We start from the raw sequence: 16,622 nt of genomic DNA on the forward strand, positions 1-16,622 counted from the left end.
TATTCGTTTGAAAGGGCTTAATCATCGGGAAACTGCCAGCAAGCAATGTACTCAATGTTCGTGCTGCCACAAGTGCAGGGAACTTGAGTCGAGGCAACCCACTCGCGATCGCATTTCCGGCAATGACAGAAGATGTTGTAGCGATCGGCTTCTGCCAGAGCCAGTTGCCATTCGCGCAGTTCCTGGGGAGTGAAGAGGGAGTTGGAGTCTGACATGGGAAAGGGATGAGTAGGGCAATCGTCAGGGGTTAATGGTCAATCGTCAATGGTCAATTGTGAATCGTCATTAGTAAGCGGGTCAGTCGTCAATGGTCAATCGTCAATCGTCATTAGTGAGCAGGTTAATCGTCGGGGGGCAGGGGTCAATCGTCAATCGTCAATGGTTAATTGTGGATGGTTAACTATTAATCATTTAATGTTGGTTAGTGTTTATCACTTGGAAAAAACACCTTTACTTTTACAATCCTCTTTTCTATGACGTGCCCTAACCCAGACTCAACTTTGATAGACACGTTGCGGGCTACGGTGGAGGGGTTGTATTACATGAGCGAAACCGATCGCCCATTTGAAGTGTTGCAGTGGGCAGGACAGACAACTCCACTGACCCCGGATAGGGTGCTTCAGTGGACAGGCAAGCCTCAGGATAGCCCAGTTGAAGTGCGATCGCTGGATGATTTTTTTGAACGGTTGATGCGAGAGCAAGATTGGCATAGCGACCAGGAAAGGGCGATCGCCCACCGATTTCGCACATTATTTGAACTGCTCCAGCAACACCTCAGCAATACCCAGGTTTACCGCATTGGGGAAATTGAGATTGACATTTATATCGTGGGTGAAACGGCGTCGGGTAATTTGATTGCATTGCAGACGCAATCTGTTGAGACATAGAGCCAGAGGCAATGGAGAGTAGGGAATGGAGAGTAGGGTGCTGTTAGCAGTAGCGTAACGCACCATTAATTAACGTCAATTCGAGGTTCGATCACATCCTGGACAGGTTTGGGTACGGCAGAAAGCAGGTCATAGCCTGTCAACTCTTCAACCGCATCGATCGACGTTCTAAAGTCCCGCCAATCCTGGGCCTTGATGCCCTGACGATTGGGCACAACAATTGCAATTGTTCGGGTCAGGGTAGTCACACCAGCTAGCCCCAAACCGGGGCGATCGAGCACAACAACGACTTTCCAGGTGCTAGCGGGTACGGCAACTCGTCCCTGTGCGATCGCCGTTTGCCGACCTCGTTCCCCTATGCCACCAGAGCCAACCCCTCCTGCAATGATGTAAAGCTCCTTGCCCTGTTTCACCAGGTCACGGCAATAGCTCTCCAGCTTTTCCCACGGTCCCCGGTTGTTATCAGGGGATTGGGGCATGATGTTAGTCATCAAAAATGCGGCTTGGCGATCGGCTTCGGTGCGATCGCGATCCGCTGCCGGAACCAGATGCCCTCGGTCAAAGCCACTGCCTGTATAGTCATCGGGAGTGACACGATACCAGCCATCCGGCAAGGTCGTATCGGTTTCAAAAGGAACCCGGTCTAGCTCACCCAGCCAACCTTGATTGAGTTGCCAACTCACCCAATTGGGAATGCCCTTGTCGCGGTTATAGGACAGCACATATTGGGGTCTGACCACCAAAAAATTATCGGGCTGAGCCACGCTGGTCGTTGCCCCAGTTGGATTGCCCAATAGGGCATGAGGGCTATCTATGGCTTGTTCAGTTAGCGATGGGGCAAAGCGCAACACTGCAAACCCAATCACCAGAACGGCGATCGCCATCCAGGAAAACGAGTAGCGACGTGTCTTTCGTCGAGGTTTAGAGGGTTGTTGCGATCGAGTCCGTTTTGGCATGGTTGACAATGCTCCCCTGGCTAACTAGCTATTGATTTAGCGTGCCCTGATTGTAGAAGCGACTTACGAGGGAGTGGGGAATGGGAAACAGGTAATAGAGAGTGGGCGATCGACCACTAACCACTGACCATTGACCATTGACCATTAACCACTGACCATTAACCATTGACCATTGACCATTAACCATTGACCATTAACCATTGACCATTAACCATTGACCATTAACCATTGACCAACTACCCTCATCTCATCCCCGGCATCTGGAAGCCTTTCGGCACTGGTGTTTGGGCGTCCATACCTTTACTTTGCAGCAGCACGCCAAAATTGCCCAAACCCATTGGATTCATCAGCGAGTGGAGGGCTTCACGACGACGCAGAATGTCGTTAACAGATTGATTTTCTGTTTTTACGGGGTCAGAAAGTGCAGCGAGGCGATCGCCCAACCCCAATGCCATCAAAAACAACCCCTGCTGCGTAAAGCCAACGGTTTGCAATCCACAGCGATCGCCCTGACGCTCTAACGCCGTGAAATCAACATGCGCTGTGATGTCTTGTCGCCCAATGTGGATGTAGGGGTCAGAGTGGTGAGTGTGTTGGTAATAGCATTGCAACGTGCCCTGCGATCGCCCCGGACTGTAATAGCGCATTGCAGGATAGCCATAATCAATTGTCAACACGTAACCCCGATGCAACCGGTTGGCGATCGCCCCTACCCAATCGAGAGCCGCCAGATTAACCTCCGTACGATAGCCTTCAGCGTTTGGCTGAGACAACAATGGAACATCCACAAACTCAAAATACTCCGCTAGTCGGGGAGTGGATAACGCATCCACCACTTCCACAAAGCGCAGTGATTCACTCTGAGCATCAGTTGTAACGTAAATCTCACACAGTTTTCCAGCTTGCACCACAACCTGGTGAACTGGAAATGCATCAACCAGTTCATTGGAGAAACAACATCCCACAATCGAGTTAGATGGAATCTCATCTAGAGTGCTCCAACTCAAATTGCCATACGCCTGAACCAGCTTGTGATAACGCTGTTGTTGTTCAACAACCAATGCAGGTGACTTTTCAACAATAATGTAGGCGATCGCATCAAAACATTCAAAGTGATGGCGATGCAAATACCGCAAGATATCCCGCACCAGTAAGCCCTGCCCTGCTCCCATCTCCAATAGCGTAAAAGGATGTGGGCGATCGAGTAGGTGCCAGAGATCAACAAACTGTTCGGCTAACAACTCACCAAAATCAACCCCTAAATGGGGTGAGGTAAAAAAATCCCCTTCCCCACCAATATTCACCTGATTCGTCGCGTAATAGCCATATTGCGGATGGTACAACGCTAAATCCATAAACTCCGCGAAGGGGATACGGTGTCGGGGACGTTGAGCAATGATCTCAGCAATCGCTTTGCAGAGAAGAGGATGACTCTGATCGAGTTCTGGTTGCCGCACCACAATATTCCAATCCTTACTCTTGACTCCAGTCAGACAACCTTGGGGTTGCCCTTCTATTATCAAGGGCATTGGGTGGATCAAGGATATAGCGCAAGGTGAAGGTCAAAAAGCAGATCATCTACAGACCCTCAAAACAAATGCGATCGCCCCTCAGACCCCAAACAGCCTTTAGGCGATCGCACGAATCAACATGAGGTAAACCACAGAGGCACAAAAAGCTAGGTGTTTATCTTTGTGCCTCTGCGGCGGTTGCGCGGAGACGAAATAATTTGAGAAATATTCAAGGCTCAAACAACAGCACACACCACGAATAGAGCCTTTGTGAAGCTAATGCTAATCGGGCACTATCTTGACACAGTAGCCGCAGTTGTGGCAGAAGTTACCTTAGCTGATGGTGCTCCCGCTGCCGAGTTGGCGATCGGGGCATCAAACGCAATGAGAAACTGAGCCGTCGAACGCATCTGCTGAACAACTTTGAGATACGCTTCCGCTTCGGTGCGACGCCGAAAGCGAGCAATAATTCGGCGGTTCAGGTTGGGTAATAGTTGATGAATTACCCAGGGATTGAGCTGGTCTTGATAAGTCATAGTTCTAGTGTGAGGGCTAAACAACAGTGGCAACAGAACAAGATTGGACAAGCTGTAGATGCAGATACCAACGTACACGAGATACAACTGTAGGGCTAAATATGCATCTCTAAACGGTCTAAACGCTACCTATGGGACATAGCATAGCAGCTTATCCACTATATGTAGTGGTCAGTTACTAAACTGCAAATCTCTATACAAAACTCAAGCTTTCTGTGTTGCCGACAGCCCTGGCTTTGACGTTTCGAGAACGTCCTGATCCCTCCCACTCAAAGCTGTATCAACAGTTAGGGTTCTGCATTATCTAAGACTTCTACATGTCTGTAGTAATTACTACAGACCATCGCTCAAATGAGCTTGAGATTATAACCCGACAAATTGGGCATTCTAATTGCAAAGTCAGTGTTTAATGATTGTCTTAATGGTATGTTAAGAGACGGCAAAACCTGGCATTAATACCAGAACAACTGGCGATCGCCCACTTATAGTGGCACTCAGTTACCCACTTGTAGTGGCACTCAGTTTGATAATTCATGGGGTTTTATCCCATGAATTATAAATACCCCTGTTTAACACCTGTAATCTGACAGTTCATCCTGCATCAGCAACAGGTTTTTAAGTGCCCAACTAAAATTGATTTTTTCTCGTTGAGAAAATAGGCTACTGATCTCCCAATCGTCTGTTGATCTTAATGTCCGTTGAATTTCCCTCATGCTAGAGTTCTTGACACTGTTTCCCCTGGCTCAAGTTGTAACAGCAGCTCCGCCGTCGGCAACGATGCCGCAAATCTCTGAAGTAATACAACCCAATGAGATTCGTCCATTGCCTGGGCAATTAGATGCTGTTCCAGTCTTTAACAGCAACAGTCCTGAGCTAGTGCAATCAGAAGGGATTCTGCTTTCAACCTTTCCACCAGATGGGATGGCAGCTCCCTCCGCCCACCTAAACTTTCCATTTCAGGGGCGGTTTGACTTGTTTGCTCATCACATTGCGCGTGGTGTCACCCTGGACGATGTGCGGACTCTATATCTAGGGGTGCTGATCTTCAATCCTAACGATCGCCCCGTCCGTCTAGACATCTTACAAGCTGCCACCTATCTCAGCCAGGAAGCTCCTTTCAACGACCTGCCCTCCTATGTGGCTAACCCCTTGGGCACTGTCTTTGCTGGTCCCGGTAGCCGCACCACAAATGACATTCTAAGAGGACAGCGACAACCATCCTGGCCTTCGGAGCTCGTCATTCCACCCCGCAGCCCCTATCTCTTCGTGAATGCGCCGATCCCACTCCGTAGCATGGATGCTTTGCGAAATGGTATCCCCCTGCCTCAGTTCCTAACCTCCAGCACATCGGGTAGCTCTTCCCCTAGCTCGTTAAGCAGCCTGCCACCTCGACCTCGGCGCACGACTCCCGCTACCAACGGACGCAGTCTACTCGCCTATCTGTGGAGTAGCGAACCAGTTTATGTGGCGAGTTTAGCGATGTACGCGCCGCTCAATCCCAACGGTAGTGAACGCGCTCCACTCATGTCGGAATGGGTAGACCTGTTGTTACGCGGACGATTGGCAGGACCACGAGATATTCCGCCCACTCCGCCCGATCGCAATTACGTCTCTCGCTTCTTTTATGGTCGAGTTGCAGGAGTCGCACAAGGCTCTCAGTGGACTGCTCACTTAACGGATACCCCCAACGCTAACCATCTCAGCGTTCCGCAAGCTGGACAAGCCATCTCCTATGTGTTGAGCACTGTGGATAATGGCACATTTGGCACTGGACAAATTCAAAGTGCCCCAATGCTGGCGCGTTATTCTGATACTGCCTATCGGGCTCACGGCAACTACGGGGTGCATTACAACCTGACATTGCCGCTCGAAAACAATACCGATCGCGCCCAGACCGTCGCTATCTTGATCCAAACTCCTTTGAAAGAGGAAGAAACGGTAGGTGCCCTGCGTTTTTTGCAACCACCCGATCGCCAGGTGTTCTTTAGAGGAACGGTGAGAATCCGCTACAAAGATGACTTTGGAGTGACAGAGACACGCTATCTGCACATTGTGCAGCGTCGGGGACAGGAAGGTGAACCCCTGATCCGTCTGCGAATGCCACGGGGCGATCGCCGTTTGGTTCAGGTCGATTTCATCTATCCACCAGATTCAACTCCGCCCCAAGTATTGACGGTGCGTTCTTTAGACGAGGAGTTATTGCGTTAACGTGAATTCGGGATAAGGATTTCGGCGGTTAAAACCGCCGCTATCAGAGCAAAACCGACCTGCGTCGGTTCGTCAAACCTTGATTTTCCGGAGTCCGTGTCGGCGGACTTCGCTCCAGTAGCCGCGAATTCATTCGCCGGGCTCTTAAACCGAACTGACGTTACGTTAGTCTAGCCGTAGCCACCTGGGTTAGGACGGGGTGCAGGGGTTGAACCCCTGGCTAAGGGCGTAGCCCCACATCCCCTCTGCCTCAAATGAAGTAGCGATAGCTATAGGTCTGGATGTGGCAGGAGTTTGCTAAGATCCTGTTGCATTAACCAGTTCCGGCTTGCCTTAAAGCAACCACAGTAGAATACTGATGGGTTTGCTTTAACCATTCAAACTGCATGACATCTTCTGACTCTGATAAGTCCGCTCTTACCGCCTTTGATGTCGAGATTCGAGAAATGGGCATTGATGATATAGCTCCGGTATATCATCTAGGCGAAGAATTATTTACCAGTGATCTGTATCCCTACCTGTATCGCACCTGGGACGAATGGGAAGTGATCGGGCTGTACAATACAGACCCAGAATACTGTCTGGTTGCTGAAGTTGATGAGCAACTGGCGGGATTTGTGCTGGGTACGATTATTACTAAAGCCTCGTGGGTTTATGGCTATATCATCTGGCTAGGAGTTAGCTCCCAGTTTCAACGTCGGGGGGTGGCTGACAAACTGGTAGATAAGATTGTGGAGCGCATGATTGAGGAAGGCGTGCGGTTTATGTTGGTGGATACTGATCCAGCCAATGTTCCTGCTGTCAAGTTTTTCACACGTAAGGGATTTGGCAACGCTCGCCGCCATGTTTACCTCTCAATGAATTTGAATAAACACGAATATTACGGCAAGCTGATCGCGTATGAGCGTGATAAAGCCGAGCGCGTACGGCATAAACGCTCACGTCGTCGCCCTTAAGCCACAAGCTAAACCTTCATGCAGCGATCGCTGACCAACTATCACATTAAACTCATTGCCGCTGCGACAATGTTGATCGATCACATTGGCGTGGTTTTCTTTCCACAAGAATATTTATTTCGGGCGATCGGTCGAATTAGCTTTCCATTGTTTGCGTGGTTGCTGGTGCAGGGAGAAGCGCATACCCGCAATGTTTGGGCATATGCGTTGAGGTTGCTGATATTAGCCCTCCTATCTCAACCGATCTACATGCAGACTTTTCGAGTTGAGGATTTAAACATCCTCTTTTTGCTGCTAATTGGGTTAGGGTGTTTGCGGTTGTCGAGAGCCTTTCCTCAATACCAGTTCATTCCCTGGTTATGTGGAGGTGCGTTGGCGCAGGCTGTGCACGCTAACTATGAAGTGTATGGCATTGTCGTCGTTGGACTGCTCTGGCAGTATCGCTCTCATTCCATCTGGTGGGCGTGTTGGGTGCTGTTGCATCTGATGTTATTAGCCGCAGACCCCAGTTATGGTGCGTTTCAATTTCCGGCAATGGTAACACCATTTTTGTTTCAGTTTACGAATGGTGAACTGGGGGCAAAAGCTCGTTGGTTTTATTTGTTTTATCCTCTACATCTAGCAGCCCTGTATGGCATTCGATTAGCAACAGCAACCGGATAAAAACACAGGGATACGACGAACCGCATCCCTGCATTTTCAACTATTTCTTAGTTTTACGGGTCTTTTTCTTGGGGGGCGATTCATCCAGGAGCACGGAGATCACATCTTTGATTTTGCGATTGAGAAACGCTTTCTTTTCAGCGATCGCTGTTGCATTGAGAGCCGCTACGATGGAAGTTTTACCAGCCGAACGGGGTGGTTTAGCCGCATGGGCTGAGGCACGTTCCCGTTTAGCGGCGGTGGAGGAAATTGGTTTTGGTTTTGGAGGAAGCTGCTGTAAAACCAGGGTTGCTCGTTCGATGGCAATTTTTGGAATGGTAGCTTTGGGCGATCGCCGCTTAGGGGTTGTGATCATGCGTAAGATCTCTGTCTCACAGAAGGTAAGTTTTAGACAGGGCGCAATCCAGATGCTTCAGTCTAACCCAATTGATTGCAGCCTAGCGATAAACCATACCATCTGGCATAATTGCACCGCGCAAATTCGCAAAACTAAATCTTACTTCACGCAGATCGATGTCTTGCAAATCGGCTTGACGCAAATTAGCTCGGCTCAGGTTTGCCCCCTGCAAATTGACATCCCTTAAATTGGCACCTTGTAAATTAGCACGACTAAGATTTGCTCCCCTCAATCCTGCGCCACTCAAATTTGCGCCACTGAAATTAGCACCACTCAGGTTTGCCCATCGCAGGTCAGCCCCCATGAGATTGGCTCCACTAAAATCAGCTTCCAGCGCATGAGCCGCACTTAAATGCACCTGACTCAAATCAGCCTGACTTAAGTTGGTTCGACACAAATAAGCACCAATTAATTCCGTTTGGTGCAAATTGGCACTGCTCAAATTGGCTTGAGACAGGTTGACTTGGCGTAAATCAGCTCCACTCAAACTGGCTCTTTCCAATTTCGCGTCACTCAAATTGGCTCCGCGTAATTTAGCATTCGTCAAGCTAGTCCCTCGCAGGTTAGTCGCTCGCAGGTTTGCCCCCCGTAAATTAATCCCCCGCAGGTCTGCCCCGATTAAATTTGCCGCTTCTAGATCAGCCCCAGATAAATTGCCATTGACCAACTGAGCTAATGTCAGATCGGCTTCGCTCAAATTGGCTTCCGCCAGTTGAGTGCCATGCAAAATGGCATTGCTGAGATTAGCATGACTGAGATTGGCAGCTACTAAGGTGGTGTCACTAAAGTCAGAGGCTTGTAGATTGACAAAACTCAAGTCAATCTCTTCCAGATTTAAGTGGCTTAAATCAACGCCGCTCAAATCTAGCTCTACTCCTGACTGACTGGCTCGCCATGCTTGCCACGCTGCCACTCCTGTTTGCAATCGCGCAAGATGTTCGAGATTGGCCATCTCCTTACTCCTTGCGCCCACCTGCCGGGTTTTCCCGACCTGCGATGCTTTCGATCGCGGCTAGTGCAGCTTGCGACCCAGCTAAAATGTCTCGTTCTTCACCGCCTAAATAAAGGCGACCAAAGCTACCCACTGACGAGATTTGCAGAATGTTAATTAGGGCTGCTTTCTCCGCTTCGTTGGCGGCCAAAGACGCATAAGCAGCAGGCTCAACTTCCAGGACATACAGTGTTTGCCCTGCAAGGATCATCTGCCCTCGACGGTTGCGGTTGATCAATTGAGTGTGATGGGGATCGATATTGCGAATAATCTGGCTAGAAATCACACGAGGTTTGAGACAATCTCGTTCCCGTACACCCAGTGCCTCTAGAATGGCGCGACCTGCGGCTTGAGTCTCTCCTTGTTTACTGGAGTGAACCTCTAACAAACCGTATAACCGCTCAATAAAAAGCACCCCCGGACGAACCACCGCCGATTTAAGGGCGATGTCCATCAGGCGATTAATTTCAATACCAGGAGAAATTTCGACCCAGAGGGAGGCATCTCCCGGCAACGGCAAGAACCCCAAAGCCACAGTGCCCATGTAGGCAGCATGTTGGGGTTGTAGGCGATCGATATAAACGTAACTCCGAAGATCAATTCCCAAAGTGTTAAGTTTGTTTATCCTGCAAAGCAAGCCTAGTATACGGTTTAGCGTGAGCCGTTGGATACTCACTGCGACAGGTTATAACCTAATATTTTTGAGATGGCTTCTGGGATCACTGCTACGAGCAGCACGCAGCTTTTCGTAATACTCCCGCTCAGTGGGGCTGAGATCCTTAGGCGCAACAATTACAACCCGCACAAGTTGATCTCCCCTACCGTCTTTGGGCTTAGGCCATCCCTTGCCTCGCAAACGCAACGTTTGCCCAGAGCGGATGCCTGCTGGAATATTCATCGTCACAGTGCCATCGGGTGTAGGCACCTCGATCGCCCCTCCTAATGCAGCTTCATCAGGGGCGATTGGAACTTCGCACACCAGATTATCCCCTTCAAATTGGAAGAAGGAGTGGGGTTGCACTTCAATTTTGAGATACAAATCGCCCCTTTGTTGGTTGTTATAGGGACTGATTTGTCCTTTTCCCTTGACTCGAATGCGGCTTCCTGGCTTCGCTCCTGCTGGAATGCGAACCGTGATAATTTCGCTGCCCACACTCAGTCGTTGCTGCACCCCATGAAATGCTTCGGGGAGAGTCAGCGTCAGGGTTGATTCTAGGTCGAGATTTCCAGCACCCGCTTGGGGATCAAAACCACCATAGTCATTAAAGCCACCAAAGCCTCCTGTACCACTGGGAGGGCGATAGTTGTAGCTGCGTCCACCCCCAGGCGCACCTGTGCTAAAGCGACCTAATAATTCATTAATAAATTCGTCGAAGCTGCCGTACTGGCTAAAGTCGAAGCCACCATAATCAGCGGTCGTAGAACCGGGCGACCAACTACCTGCCTGCTTCCAATATTGCCCAAACTGGTCATATTTCTTACGTTTGTCTGGGTCGGAGAGCACTTCGTAGGCTTCGTTGATTTCTTTGAAGCGAGCTTCCGCTACTTTATCGCCCGGATTCATATCAGGGTGATATTGTCGTGCCAGCTTACGATAGGTTTGCTTGATTTCGTCAGCATTTGCAGTTTTGCTGACCCCTAACACGGCGTAGTAGTCTTTGAAATCCGTTGCAGCCATTCAGCTGTCTCCTCCACAGGTTCTGCTTTTAACCTAACAATATTTTTGGCTAAAAGCGGTTCGGTTGCTGCTGAAAGTAAAGGCGAAATTTCCTCACCTGGGAAAAGGAGGAATAGGGAATAGGGAATGGGCAATGGGTTCTTACCCACACTCCCTCCCCCCTTACTCCCTTACTCCCACTCCCTCTTACTCCCCCTTACTTCCTTACTCCCTTACTCTCTACTTCTCCATCGATGACCGATCGCCCCCTTTCACACTGTAAAATTTGCCTGATACGCTTTGCATCCAAATCCATGACCCAACTCAAATTGCGATCGCCCAAGTTATTCCGCAGCCTGGAGCGTCCCAGTCTCTCTCGACAAATGATGGCGATCGGGCTGTTGATCACACTGGTGTTTGTGACAGTGGCAATTTTTGCGCCTTTGATGCAGTCTTGGGGATGGATTCAAGACCCCATTGAATCGCTAACAAACCCGATTCATCAGCCTCCATCAGCAGAGCACTGGTTTGGCACCAGTCGTCAGGGCTACGACATCTTTTCACGCACGTTGTTTGGCACTCAAGCTGCGCTGCAAGTCGTCATTCTGGCAACGGTGTTGAGTGTGTTGGTGGGCGTTCCGTTGGGCATGGTGAGCGGCTATCTCGGTGGCAGGCTCGATCGCCTGTTGGTGTTTTTGATGGATGCGGTCTATACGCTGCCGGGATTGTTATTGTCGGTGACACTGGCGTTTGTGGTGGGTCGGGGGGTGATCAATGCGGCGATCGCTCTCAGCATTGCCTATGTGCCTCAATATTACCGGGTGGTACGAAATCATACGGTCAGCGTCAAGACGGAGCTATTCATCGAAGCAGCACAGGCGATGGGTGCCTCAACCTGGGTGGTATTGTCTCGCTATTTGTTTCTCAACGTGATTCAGAGTGTGCCTGTGCTGTTTACGCTGAATGCGGCGGATGCAGCCCTTACGTTGGGAAGTTTGGGTTTTTTGGGGTTAGGCTTACCGGATCAAACACCAGAATGGGGGCAAGATCTGCGGCAGGCATTGGATGCGTTGCCAACTGGCATTTGGTGGACAGCTTTATTTCCGGGGTTAGCCCTGACCTCCCTAGTGGTGGGCTTGTCTCTGCTGGGTGAAGGGTTGAATGAGTTTGTGAATCCGCTGTTGCGGCGTGAGGAGTGAGAGAGGGGAGGAAGAAAGGATACACGATGAAGGATGAAAGATAAAAAAGATGAAGGATAAGGATAAAAGGGAAGAGGCGCGATTCGTCACGTCTATGTGAGGTCTAGGGAGTAGGGAGTGAAGGGGATTTTATCCTTCATCCTTCGGCCTTCATCCTTTATCCTTCATCCTTTATCCTTCGGCCTTCATCCTTTATCCTTCATCCTTTATCCTTCGGCCTTCATCCTTCATCCTTTATCCTTCATCCTTTAGCCTTGCCCCTCTTGCCCTTGTACCAAAATGCGATCGCCCCTGCGATGCCCAACATTCCTAATCCTGCGACAACCACGGTCGTTAAGGAAGTAACGTTGGTTGATGCTTCATTGAGTTGCCAGAGTTTGAGGATGCCGTCTTCTCCGGCAGAGAGTAAGTATTGGCTATCGGGGGAGAAGTCCAGGTACTCCACGCCTTCTGCATGGGCGATGATCTGCTCTTGAAGCTCAAAGCCGTCTACCCGATAAATTCTAAAACTGGTGTGCTCACTGGGGGAATTATCTTCTGGATCACCGCCTGCGGTCGCGAGGTAACGCCCATCCGGGGAGAAGGCGACTGCTTCTACATTGGTTCCATCATGGTTCAGGGTTGCGATTAACTCACCATCTGCAAAGCGAAAAATTTTGACGGCTCCTTCAGGTCCATTTCCCGTTGCAATCCATTGACCATCTGGAGACACTCGTACGGATTTGATGGAGCCACCTTCCTCAGCTGCGTCAATCTCCCGTACTTGATCACCATCCTCAATGCGTGTGATTTTCACGGTTCGATCGCATGACCCGGTCAAAACATATTGATCGTCTGGGCTGAAGTCGATGGAGTTGACATCGCAATCATGCCGTACTCGAAAATCGTCATATCGTTCCCAATCGGCAGGGTTATAGAGCCGGAGGGTGTTTTTGTCGGGGGCTGCAAAATACTGTCCATTGTTTGAGAAGGCAATGCCGTCGGCTCCATCGCCACCCAACTCGGCTACCAATTCGCCATCACTGCCCCGGTAGATTTTGATCCCGTCTGAGTTGCCACCTGCGGCGACCCATTCTCCATCAGGAGAGAAGGCGACTGCCTCAACTTCGCCTGTTTTGCCGTCTATGGAGCCATCCCAATAGATGCTCTGCCACACGAGTTGGCGATCGCTCTGTTGCCACACATTGACTTTGCCATCGGCACTGCCAGTCACAATGAAGCGATCGCTTTTAGCAAATTCGGCTGCCTCAATCGTGCCCTCTGTGCCGCGTGTATCGACCTCCAATTCCCAAACCAGCGTCGTGATTTGGGTTGAGCCAACAGACAACATTCCAGTCAGTAGTGCTGCAATTGCCTTTATCCGCATAGAGGTTTATTCCAAGTGACACTGATCTTTATCTCCTGATTTATAGCTTTTTTAAAAAAATCTTGTGGGAGAATAGTACTACCGATTTAATCTTTGATTGTGGCAGAGCACTGGGTAGGAGCGTTTCGCGAAACGCCCTTACGGAATCATGTGCAGCGAAGCCAATTCAAATTAAACTCGGTTGCTTTAGGGTAGGGAGGAGGGTGTGGGGAATGGGGAGTCGAAAAGGAACCAGTCTGTGTTGTTCCTCTCTTGTCACGCTTTCTGCAAACAAATTTCATCCAAACCCCGTTTCCAGATTCCCGCCTGGAGATGGAGTTACAGAGGCTCTGCCCTCTGGAGCAATGGTTGGCAACAAAACGGCGTTGCTGATCTTGGGGGTGAATGAGTTGCGAGCATCTTGCTCGCACCAGCTTAGACGATTTGCCTCAAGGGAGTGTGAGCGTCTCGCTCACGCCATGTCAGGACAATCATCCCTTTATTCAGCAATGCCAACCAAACATCTACAAGTGCATTCCTGCTGACAACCAGAAATCCAAAATCCAACGTCACTGAGGGCAAGCGAGAGCGATTGTTTCTGTAAAGTAGAAAAAATCATCTGAGTCAATGCAATGGGTATAACCTCAACCAGGGGTGGGGCGATCGCTGCCGGACACCCCAATGTCGCTGAAGCAGGCAGAGCCATTCTGCAAGCGGGAGGAAATGCATTTGATGCGATTGTTGCCGCTGTTTTAACCTCCTGTGTGGCGGAGCCAACGCTAACCTCGATTGCAGGAGGAGGGTTTTTGCTGGCGCACACGCAGGACAACCGCAATATCCTGTTTGACTTTTTTACCCAGACTCCAAGGCAAAAACGCGACATCCAAAGCGTTGATTTTTATCCGGTGGATGTCAACTTCGGCAGCGTAACCCAAGAGTTTCATGTGGGGTTGGGGTCGATGGCAGTCCCCGGCAACCTTGCAGGTTTGTTTCATGTGCATCAAAAACTCGGTCGATTGCCCTTCTCAACCGTTGTAGAACCTGCCATTCACTACGCCAAAACGGGGGTTGAGATGGGTGAATTTCAAGCCTACTGCTTCCAGATCTTGTCGCCCATCTGGTTAGCCAATCCTGAAGCTCGCCAGGTTGCTGCCCCTCAAGGAACGCTGTTGCAACCTGGAGAAACACTCTTCATGACAGAGTTAGCCAATACACTGGCCTATCTGGCGGAGGAAGGTGCAAGACCCTTTTATGAAGGGGAGATTGCTCAGCAATTCGTTAAGAACTGTCGCGATCGCGGTGGGTACATCACTCTAGATGATCTCAAGCACTATCGGGTGATTGAGCGAGAACCGTTGATGATGCACTATCGAGGCAACACGTTTGTCACCAATCCACCCCCCAGTTCTGGAGGCACGCTAATTGCCTTTGCGCTCAAACTCCTATCACAGGTCGATCTAACTCAGATGTCATTTGGCTCAACCGAGCATCTCACCCTACTTGCACGAGTCATGCAACTGACCAATGCGGCTCGCAAGGATGGCTACGACAGCCGATTGTATGAGCCGAATGTAGCGGAACGATTTTTGGCAACGGAGCATTTAGCGAGGTATGCCCAGGAACTGCTGCAAACTGAGGGAGTGGGTCTAGAGAATCCAACGACGCTCAACAAATGGGGTAGCACAACCCATGTGAGTGTCGTTGACAACGAGGGAAATGCTGCCAGTGCAACAACGTCTAACGGAGAGGGGTCAGCTTACGTCATCCCCGGAACTGGCGTGATGGTCAATAACATGCTGGGAGAAGCTGACCTGCACCCTAACGGCTTCCACGCATGGCAGGAGAATGTTCGCATCTCATCGATGATGGCTCCGACGATGGTGTTGCGCCAAAACAAACCGGAAATCGTGTTAGGTTCCGGAGGCTCAAACCGAATTCGTACAGCCATTTTGCAGGTGATCTCCAACATCATCGATTTTGGTATGTCAGTGGAGACAGCGGTGAATAGCCCGCGTGTGCATTGGGAGGAGGGAGTGTTTAGTGTAGAACCGGGTTTCGAGAACTTGCAGATCGATCGCACCCAGTTTCCCTTTGATGATCAGGTGGTGTTGTGGGAACAGCAGAATATGTTTTTTGGAGGAGTCCATACGGTGTTTGAAGATGCCGCAGGGTGTATCTCAGGGGCAGGCGATCGCCGCCGCAATGGAGCCGTTGCAACGTGTTGATTCGTGTGGTGTGCGATCGCATCTGGCTGGCTATCACAACCTTTCCCACCTGGCAGGAGTGGTTAACGGCGGGAGGGTTGGGTTTGCTATTGGCGGTGTTGCTGATTCCGTTGGGATTGGCGATCGGGTTTCTTCAGGTTGAAGTGATTCGTTCGCCCAAAGTTATCTTGACCGTGGGGGCGATCGCTCTCTTCTCTCCCGGCATCACCGAAGAACTATTGTTTCGAGCCTTGCTCTTGCCCCATCCCAGTGAATCTGTCTCCTTCACCAATCTCAGCATATGGTTTAGCTTCAGCCTGATTCTGTTTATTCTTTACCATCCCCTAAATGCGTTAAGCCTTTATCCTGCGGGTCGTCCTACCTTTATGACTCCCGGTTTTTTAGTGCTGGCGGCTCTGTTGGGGGTGATTTGTGCGATCGCCTATCTGCAAACGGGGTCGCTGTGGTTGCCTGTCCTCCTGCACTGGCTGGCGGTTATGGTTTGGTTGTTATGTCTGGGGGGATATCGGCGGTTGCAGAAGAATGAGGAATGAAGAGAGAAGAAAGAAGGATAAAGGATGAAGGATGAAGGATGAAGGATAAAGGATGAAGGATAAAGGATGAAGGATAAAGGATGAAAAATGAATCTCAAACATTCAAATTTGTATCCTGGATAAACAACTTTGTTATTGGGATATTCAAATTTGTATCCTGATCATTCAAGTTTGTATGTCAGCTATTCAAATTTGTATCCTGATCATTCAAGTTTGTATGTCAGGTATTCAAGTTTGTATGTCAGCCATTCAAATTTGTATCTTGACTATTCAAATTTGTATTCCCGATATAGCCGTAGTCATCTCAATTTAATTCTCGTTCCCAGCTAGAAGCTGGGAATTCCCCTACAAGTGGCTCTGTCACTGATTTTAAGGAGGCAGAGCCTCCCCTACGACATGCCAAGGCAGAGCCTTGGAACGAGATAAACACTACCATCCTTTGTCTGGTGCGTTACGCTGTCGCTAACAGCATCCCACACGGTTGCCTTTTATCCTTTATCGGTGGTGTTCCAAACCTGTTGATAACCTCTGTAAGACCCCCTGTAGTCCCCCTTGGTA

General features: G+C 49.8%; 17 protein-coding genes. 7 read left to right on the forward strand and 10 right to left on the reverse strand.

Annotated elements, in window-relative coordinates:
- Nucleotides 1–17 precede the first annotated feature (17 nt).
- On the reverse strand, nt 18–215 hold the full coding sequence (locus H6G89_RS17580; protein WP_190508684.1) for a hypothetical protein: 198 nt from the start codon (nt 213–215) through the stop codon (nt 18–20).
- A 258-nt stretch (nt 216–473) separates the two neighbouring features.
- Here H6G89_RS17580 and H6G89_RS17585 point away from each other — a divergent pair, with 258 nt between their 5' ends.
- Nucleotides 474–887: a nuclease A inhibitor family protein gene (locus tag H6G89_RS17585; protein WP_190508686.1), complete on the forward strand. Its 414-nt coding sequence runs from the start codon at nt 474–476 to the stop codon at nt 885–887.
- Nucleotides 888–952: 65 nt separating this feature from the next.
- On the opposite strand, the gene H6G89_RS17590 is transcribed toward H6G89_RS17585, so the two are convergent.
- The 4 genes from H6G89_RS17590 to H6G89_RS17605 all read right to left on the reverse strand — a co-directional run bounded on the left by H6G89_RS17590 (nt 953) and on the right by H6G89_RS17605 (nt 3,890).
- On the reverse strand, nt 953–1,843 hold the full coding sequence (locus tag H6G89_RS17590; protein ID WP_242059999.1) for a DNA/RNA non-specific endonuclease: 891 nt from the start codon (nt 1,841–1,843) through the stop codon (nt 953–955).
- A gap of 28 nt (nt 1,844–1,871) precedes the next feature.
- A complete protein-coding gene (locus tag H6G89_RS17595) occupies nt 1,872–2,030 on the reverse strand; it encodes a hypothetical protein (RefSeq protein ID WP_190509036.1) in 159 nt (52 codons plus the stop codon).
- 55 nt (nt 2,031–2,085) lie between these two features.
- Complete coding sequence (locus H6G89_RS17600) at nt 2,086–3,372, reverse strand: class I SAM-dependent methyltransferase (RefSeq protein ID WP_190508688.1); 1,287 nt, start codon at nt 3,370–3,372, stop codon at nt 2,086–2,088.
- 275 nt (nt 3,373–3,647) lie between these two features.
- Nucleotides 3,648–3,890, reverse strand: a complete 243-nt coding sequence (locus H6G89_RS17605) for a hypothetical protein (protein WP_190508690.1) — start codon at nt 3,888–3,890, stop codon at nt 3,648–3,650.
- Nucleotides 3,891–4,601: 711 nt separating this feature from the next.
- Here H6G89_RS17605 and H6G89_RS17610 point away from each other — a divergent pair.
- The 3 genes from H6G89_RS17610 (at nt 4,602) to H6G89_RS17620 (ending at nt 7,717) form a co-directional block, all read left to right on the forward strand.
- Nucleotides 4,602–6,098: a DUF3370 domain-containing protein gene (locus H6G89_RS17610; protein ID WP_190508692.1), complete on the forward strand. Its 1,497-nt coding sequence runs from the start codon at nt 4,602–4,604 to the stop codon at nt 6,096–6,098.
- Between the two features lie 386 nt (nt 6,099–6,484).
- A complete protein-coding gene (locus tag H6G89_RS17615) occupies nt 6,485–7,054 on the forward strand; it encodes a GNAT family N-acetyltransferase (protein ID WP_190508694.1) in 570 nt (189 codons plus the stop codon).
- Between the two features lie 18 nt (nt 7,055–7,072).
- On the forward strand, nt 7,073–7,717 hold the full coding sequence (locus tag H6G89_RS17620) for a TraX family protein (protein WP_190508696.1): 645 nt from the start codon (nt 7,073–7,075) through the stop codon (nt 7,715–7,717).
- A 40-nt stretch (nt 7,718–7,757) separates the two neighbouring features.
- Here H6G89_RS17620 and H6G89_RS17625 read toward each other — a convergent pair whose 3' ends face one another.
- The 4 genes from H6G89_RS17625 to H6G89_RS17640 all read right to left on the reverse strand — a co-directional run bounded on the left by H6G89_RS17625 (nt 7,758) and on the right by H6G89_RS17640 (nt 10,783).
- The gene (locus tag H6G89_RS17625) at nt 7,758–8,072 is read right to left on the reverse strand and encodes a hypothetical protein (RefSeq protein WP_190508698.1); all 315 of its coding nucleotides are present in this window, start codon (nt 8,070–8,072) and stop codon (nt 7,758–7,760) included.
- Between the two features lie 82 nt (nt 8,073–8,154).
- Nucleotides 8,155–9,066, reverse strand: a complete 912-nt coding sequence (locus H6G89_RS17630; RefSeq protein WP_190508700.1) for a pentapeptide repeat-containing protein — start codon at nt 9,064–9,066, stop codon at nt 8,155–8,157.
- Between the two features lie 4 nt (nt 9,067–9,070).
- Complete coding sequence (locus tag H6G89_RS17635) at nt 9,071–9,712, reverse strand: hypothetical protein (RefSeq protein ID WP_190508702.1); 642 nt, start codon at nt 9,710–9,712, stop codon at nt 9,071–9,073.
- A 78-nt stretch (nt 9,713–9,790) separates the two neighbouring features.
- Nucleotides 9,791–10,783, reverse strand: a complete 993-nt coding sequence (locus tag H6G89_RS17640; protein ID WP_190508704.1) for a DnaJ C-terminal domain-containing protein — start codon at nt 10,781–10,783, stop codon at nt 9,791–9,793.
- Between the two features lie 293 nt (nt 10,784–11,076).
- Between H6G89_RS17640 and H6G89_RS17645 the strand changes: the two genes are divergently transcribed.
- Nucleotides 11,077–11,961: an ABC transporter permease gene (locus H6G89_RS17645; RefSeq protein WP_190508706.1), complete on the forward strand. Its 885-nt coding sequence runs from the start codon at nt 11,077–11,079 to the stop codon at nt 11,959–11,961.
- Nucleotides 11,962–12,202: 241 nt separating this feature from the next.
- Here the strand turns inward: H6G89_RS17645 and H6G89_RS17650 are convergent, their stop codons facing one another.
- Complete coding sequence (locus H6G89_RS17650; protein ID WP_190508708.1) at nt 12,203–13,327, reverse strand: WD40 repeat domain-containing protein; 1,125 nt, start codon at nt 13,325–13,327, stop codon at nt 12,203–12,205.
- Between the two features lie 611 nt (nt 13,328–13,938).
- On the opposite strand from H6G89_RS17650, the gene ggt reads away from it, so the two are divergent.
- Both ggt and H6G89_RS17660 read left to right on the forward strand, forming a co-directional pair.
- Nucleotides 13,939–15,531 carry a gamma-glutamyltransferase gene (gene ggt, locus H6G89_RS17655; RefSeq protein ID WP_190508710.1) on the forward strand — a complete coding sequence of 531 codons (1,593 nt, stop codon included), beginning with the start codon at nt 13,939–13,941 and terminating at the stop codon, nt 15,529–15,531.
- The gene (locus tag H6G89_RS17660; RefSeq protein WP_190508712.1) at nt 15,525–16,064 is read left to right on the forward strand and encodes a CPBP family glutamic-type intramembrane protease; all 540 of its coding nucleotides are present in this window, start codon (nt 15,525–15,527) and stop codon (nt 16,062–16,064) included. The genes ggt and H6G89_RS17660 overlap by 7 nt, the downstream gene beginning before the upstream one ends.
- Nucleotides 16,065–16,622 lie beyond the last annotated feature (558 nt).

The organism is Oscillatoria sp. FACHB-1407, assembly GCF_014697545.1.
GTDB lineage: Bacteria > Cyanobacteriota > Cyanobacteriia > Elainellales > Elainellaceae > FACHB-1407.

Coding starts and splice junctions, on each gene's coding strand:
- H6G89_RS17625 (WP_190508698.1), bottom strand. CDS start 8,072: ATGATCACAACCCCTAAGCGGCGATCGCCCAAAGCTACCATTCCAAAA.
- H6G89_RS17645 (WP_190508706.1), top strand. CDS start 11,077: ATGACCCAACTCAAATTGCGATCGCCCAAGTTATTCCGCAGCCTGGAG.
- H6G89_RS17605 (WP_190508690.1), bottom strand. CDS start 3,890: ATGACTTATCAAGACCAGCTCAATCCCTGGGTAATTCATCAACTATTA.
- ggt (WP_190508710.1), top strand. CDS start 13,939: ATGGGTATAACCTCAACCAGGGGTGGGGCGATCGCTGCCGGACACCCC.
- H6G89_RS17585 (WP_190508686.1), top strand. CDS start 474: ATGACGTGCCCTAACCCAGACTCAACTTTGATAGACACGTTGCGGGCT.
- H6G89_RS17640 (WP_190508704.1), bottom strand. CDS start 10,783: ATGGCTGCAACGGATTTCAAAGACTACTACGCCGTGTTAGGGGTCAGC.
- H6G89_RS17615 (WP_190508694.1), top strand. CDS start 6,485: ATGACATCTTCTGACTCTGATAAGTCCGCTCTTACCGCCTTTGATGTC.
- H6G89_RS17650 (WP_190508708.1), bottom strand. CDS start 13,327: ATGCGGATAAAGGCAATTGCAGCACTACTGACTGGAATGTTGTCTGTT.
- H6G89_RS17630 (WP_190508700.1), bottom strand. CDS start 9,066: ATGGCCAATCTCGAACATCTTGCGCGATTGCAAACAGGAGTGGCAGCG.
- H6G89_RS17580 (WP_190508684.1), bottom strand. CDS start 215: ATGTCAGACTCCAACTCCCTCTTCACTCCCCAGGAACTGCGCGAATGG.
- H6G89_RS17595 (WP_190509036.1), bottom strand. CDS start 2,030: ATGGTTAATGGTCAATGGTCAATGGTTAATGGTCAGTGGTTAATGGTC.
- H6G89_RS17620 (WP_190508696.1), top strand. CDS start 7,073: ATGCAGCGATCGCTGACCAACTATCACATTAAACTCATTGCCGCTGCG.
- H6G89_RS17590 (WP_242059999.1), bottom strand. CDS start 1,843: ATGCCAAAACGGACTCGATCGCAACAACCCTCTAAACCTCGACGAAAG.
- H6G89_RS17600 (WP_190508688.1), bottom strand. CDS start 3,372: ATGCCCTTGATAATAGAAGGGCAACCCCAAGGTTGTCTGACTGGAGTC.
- H6G89_RS17610 (WP_190508692.1), top strand. CDS start 4,602: ATGCTAGAGTTCTTGACACTGTTTCCCCTGGCTCAAGTTGTAACAGCA.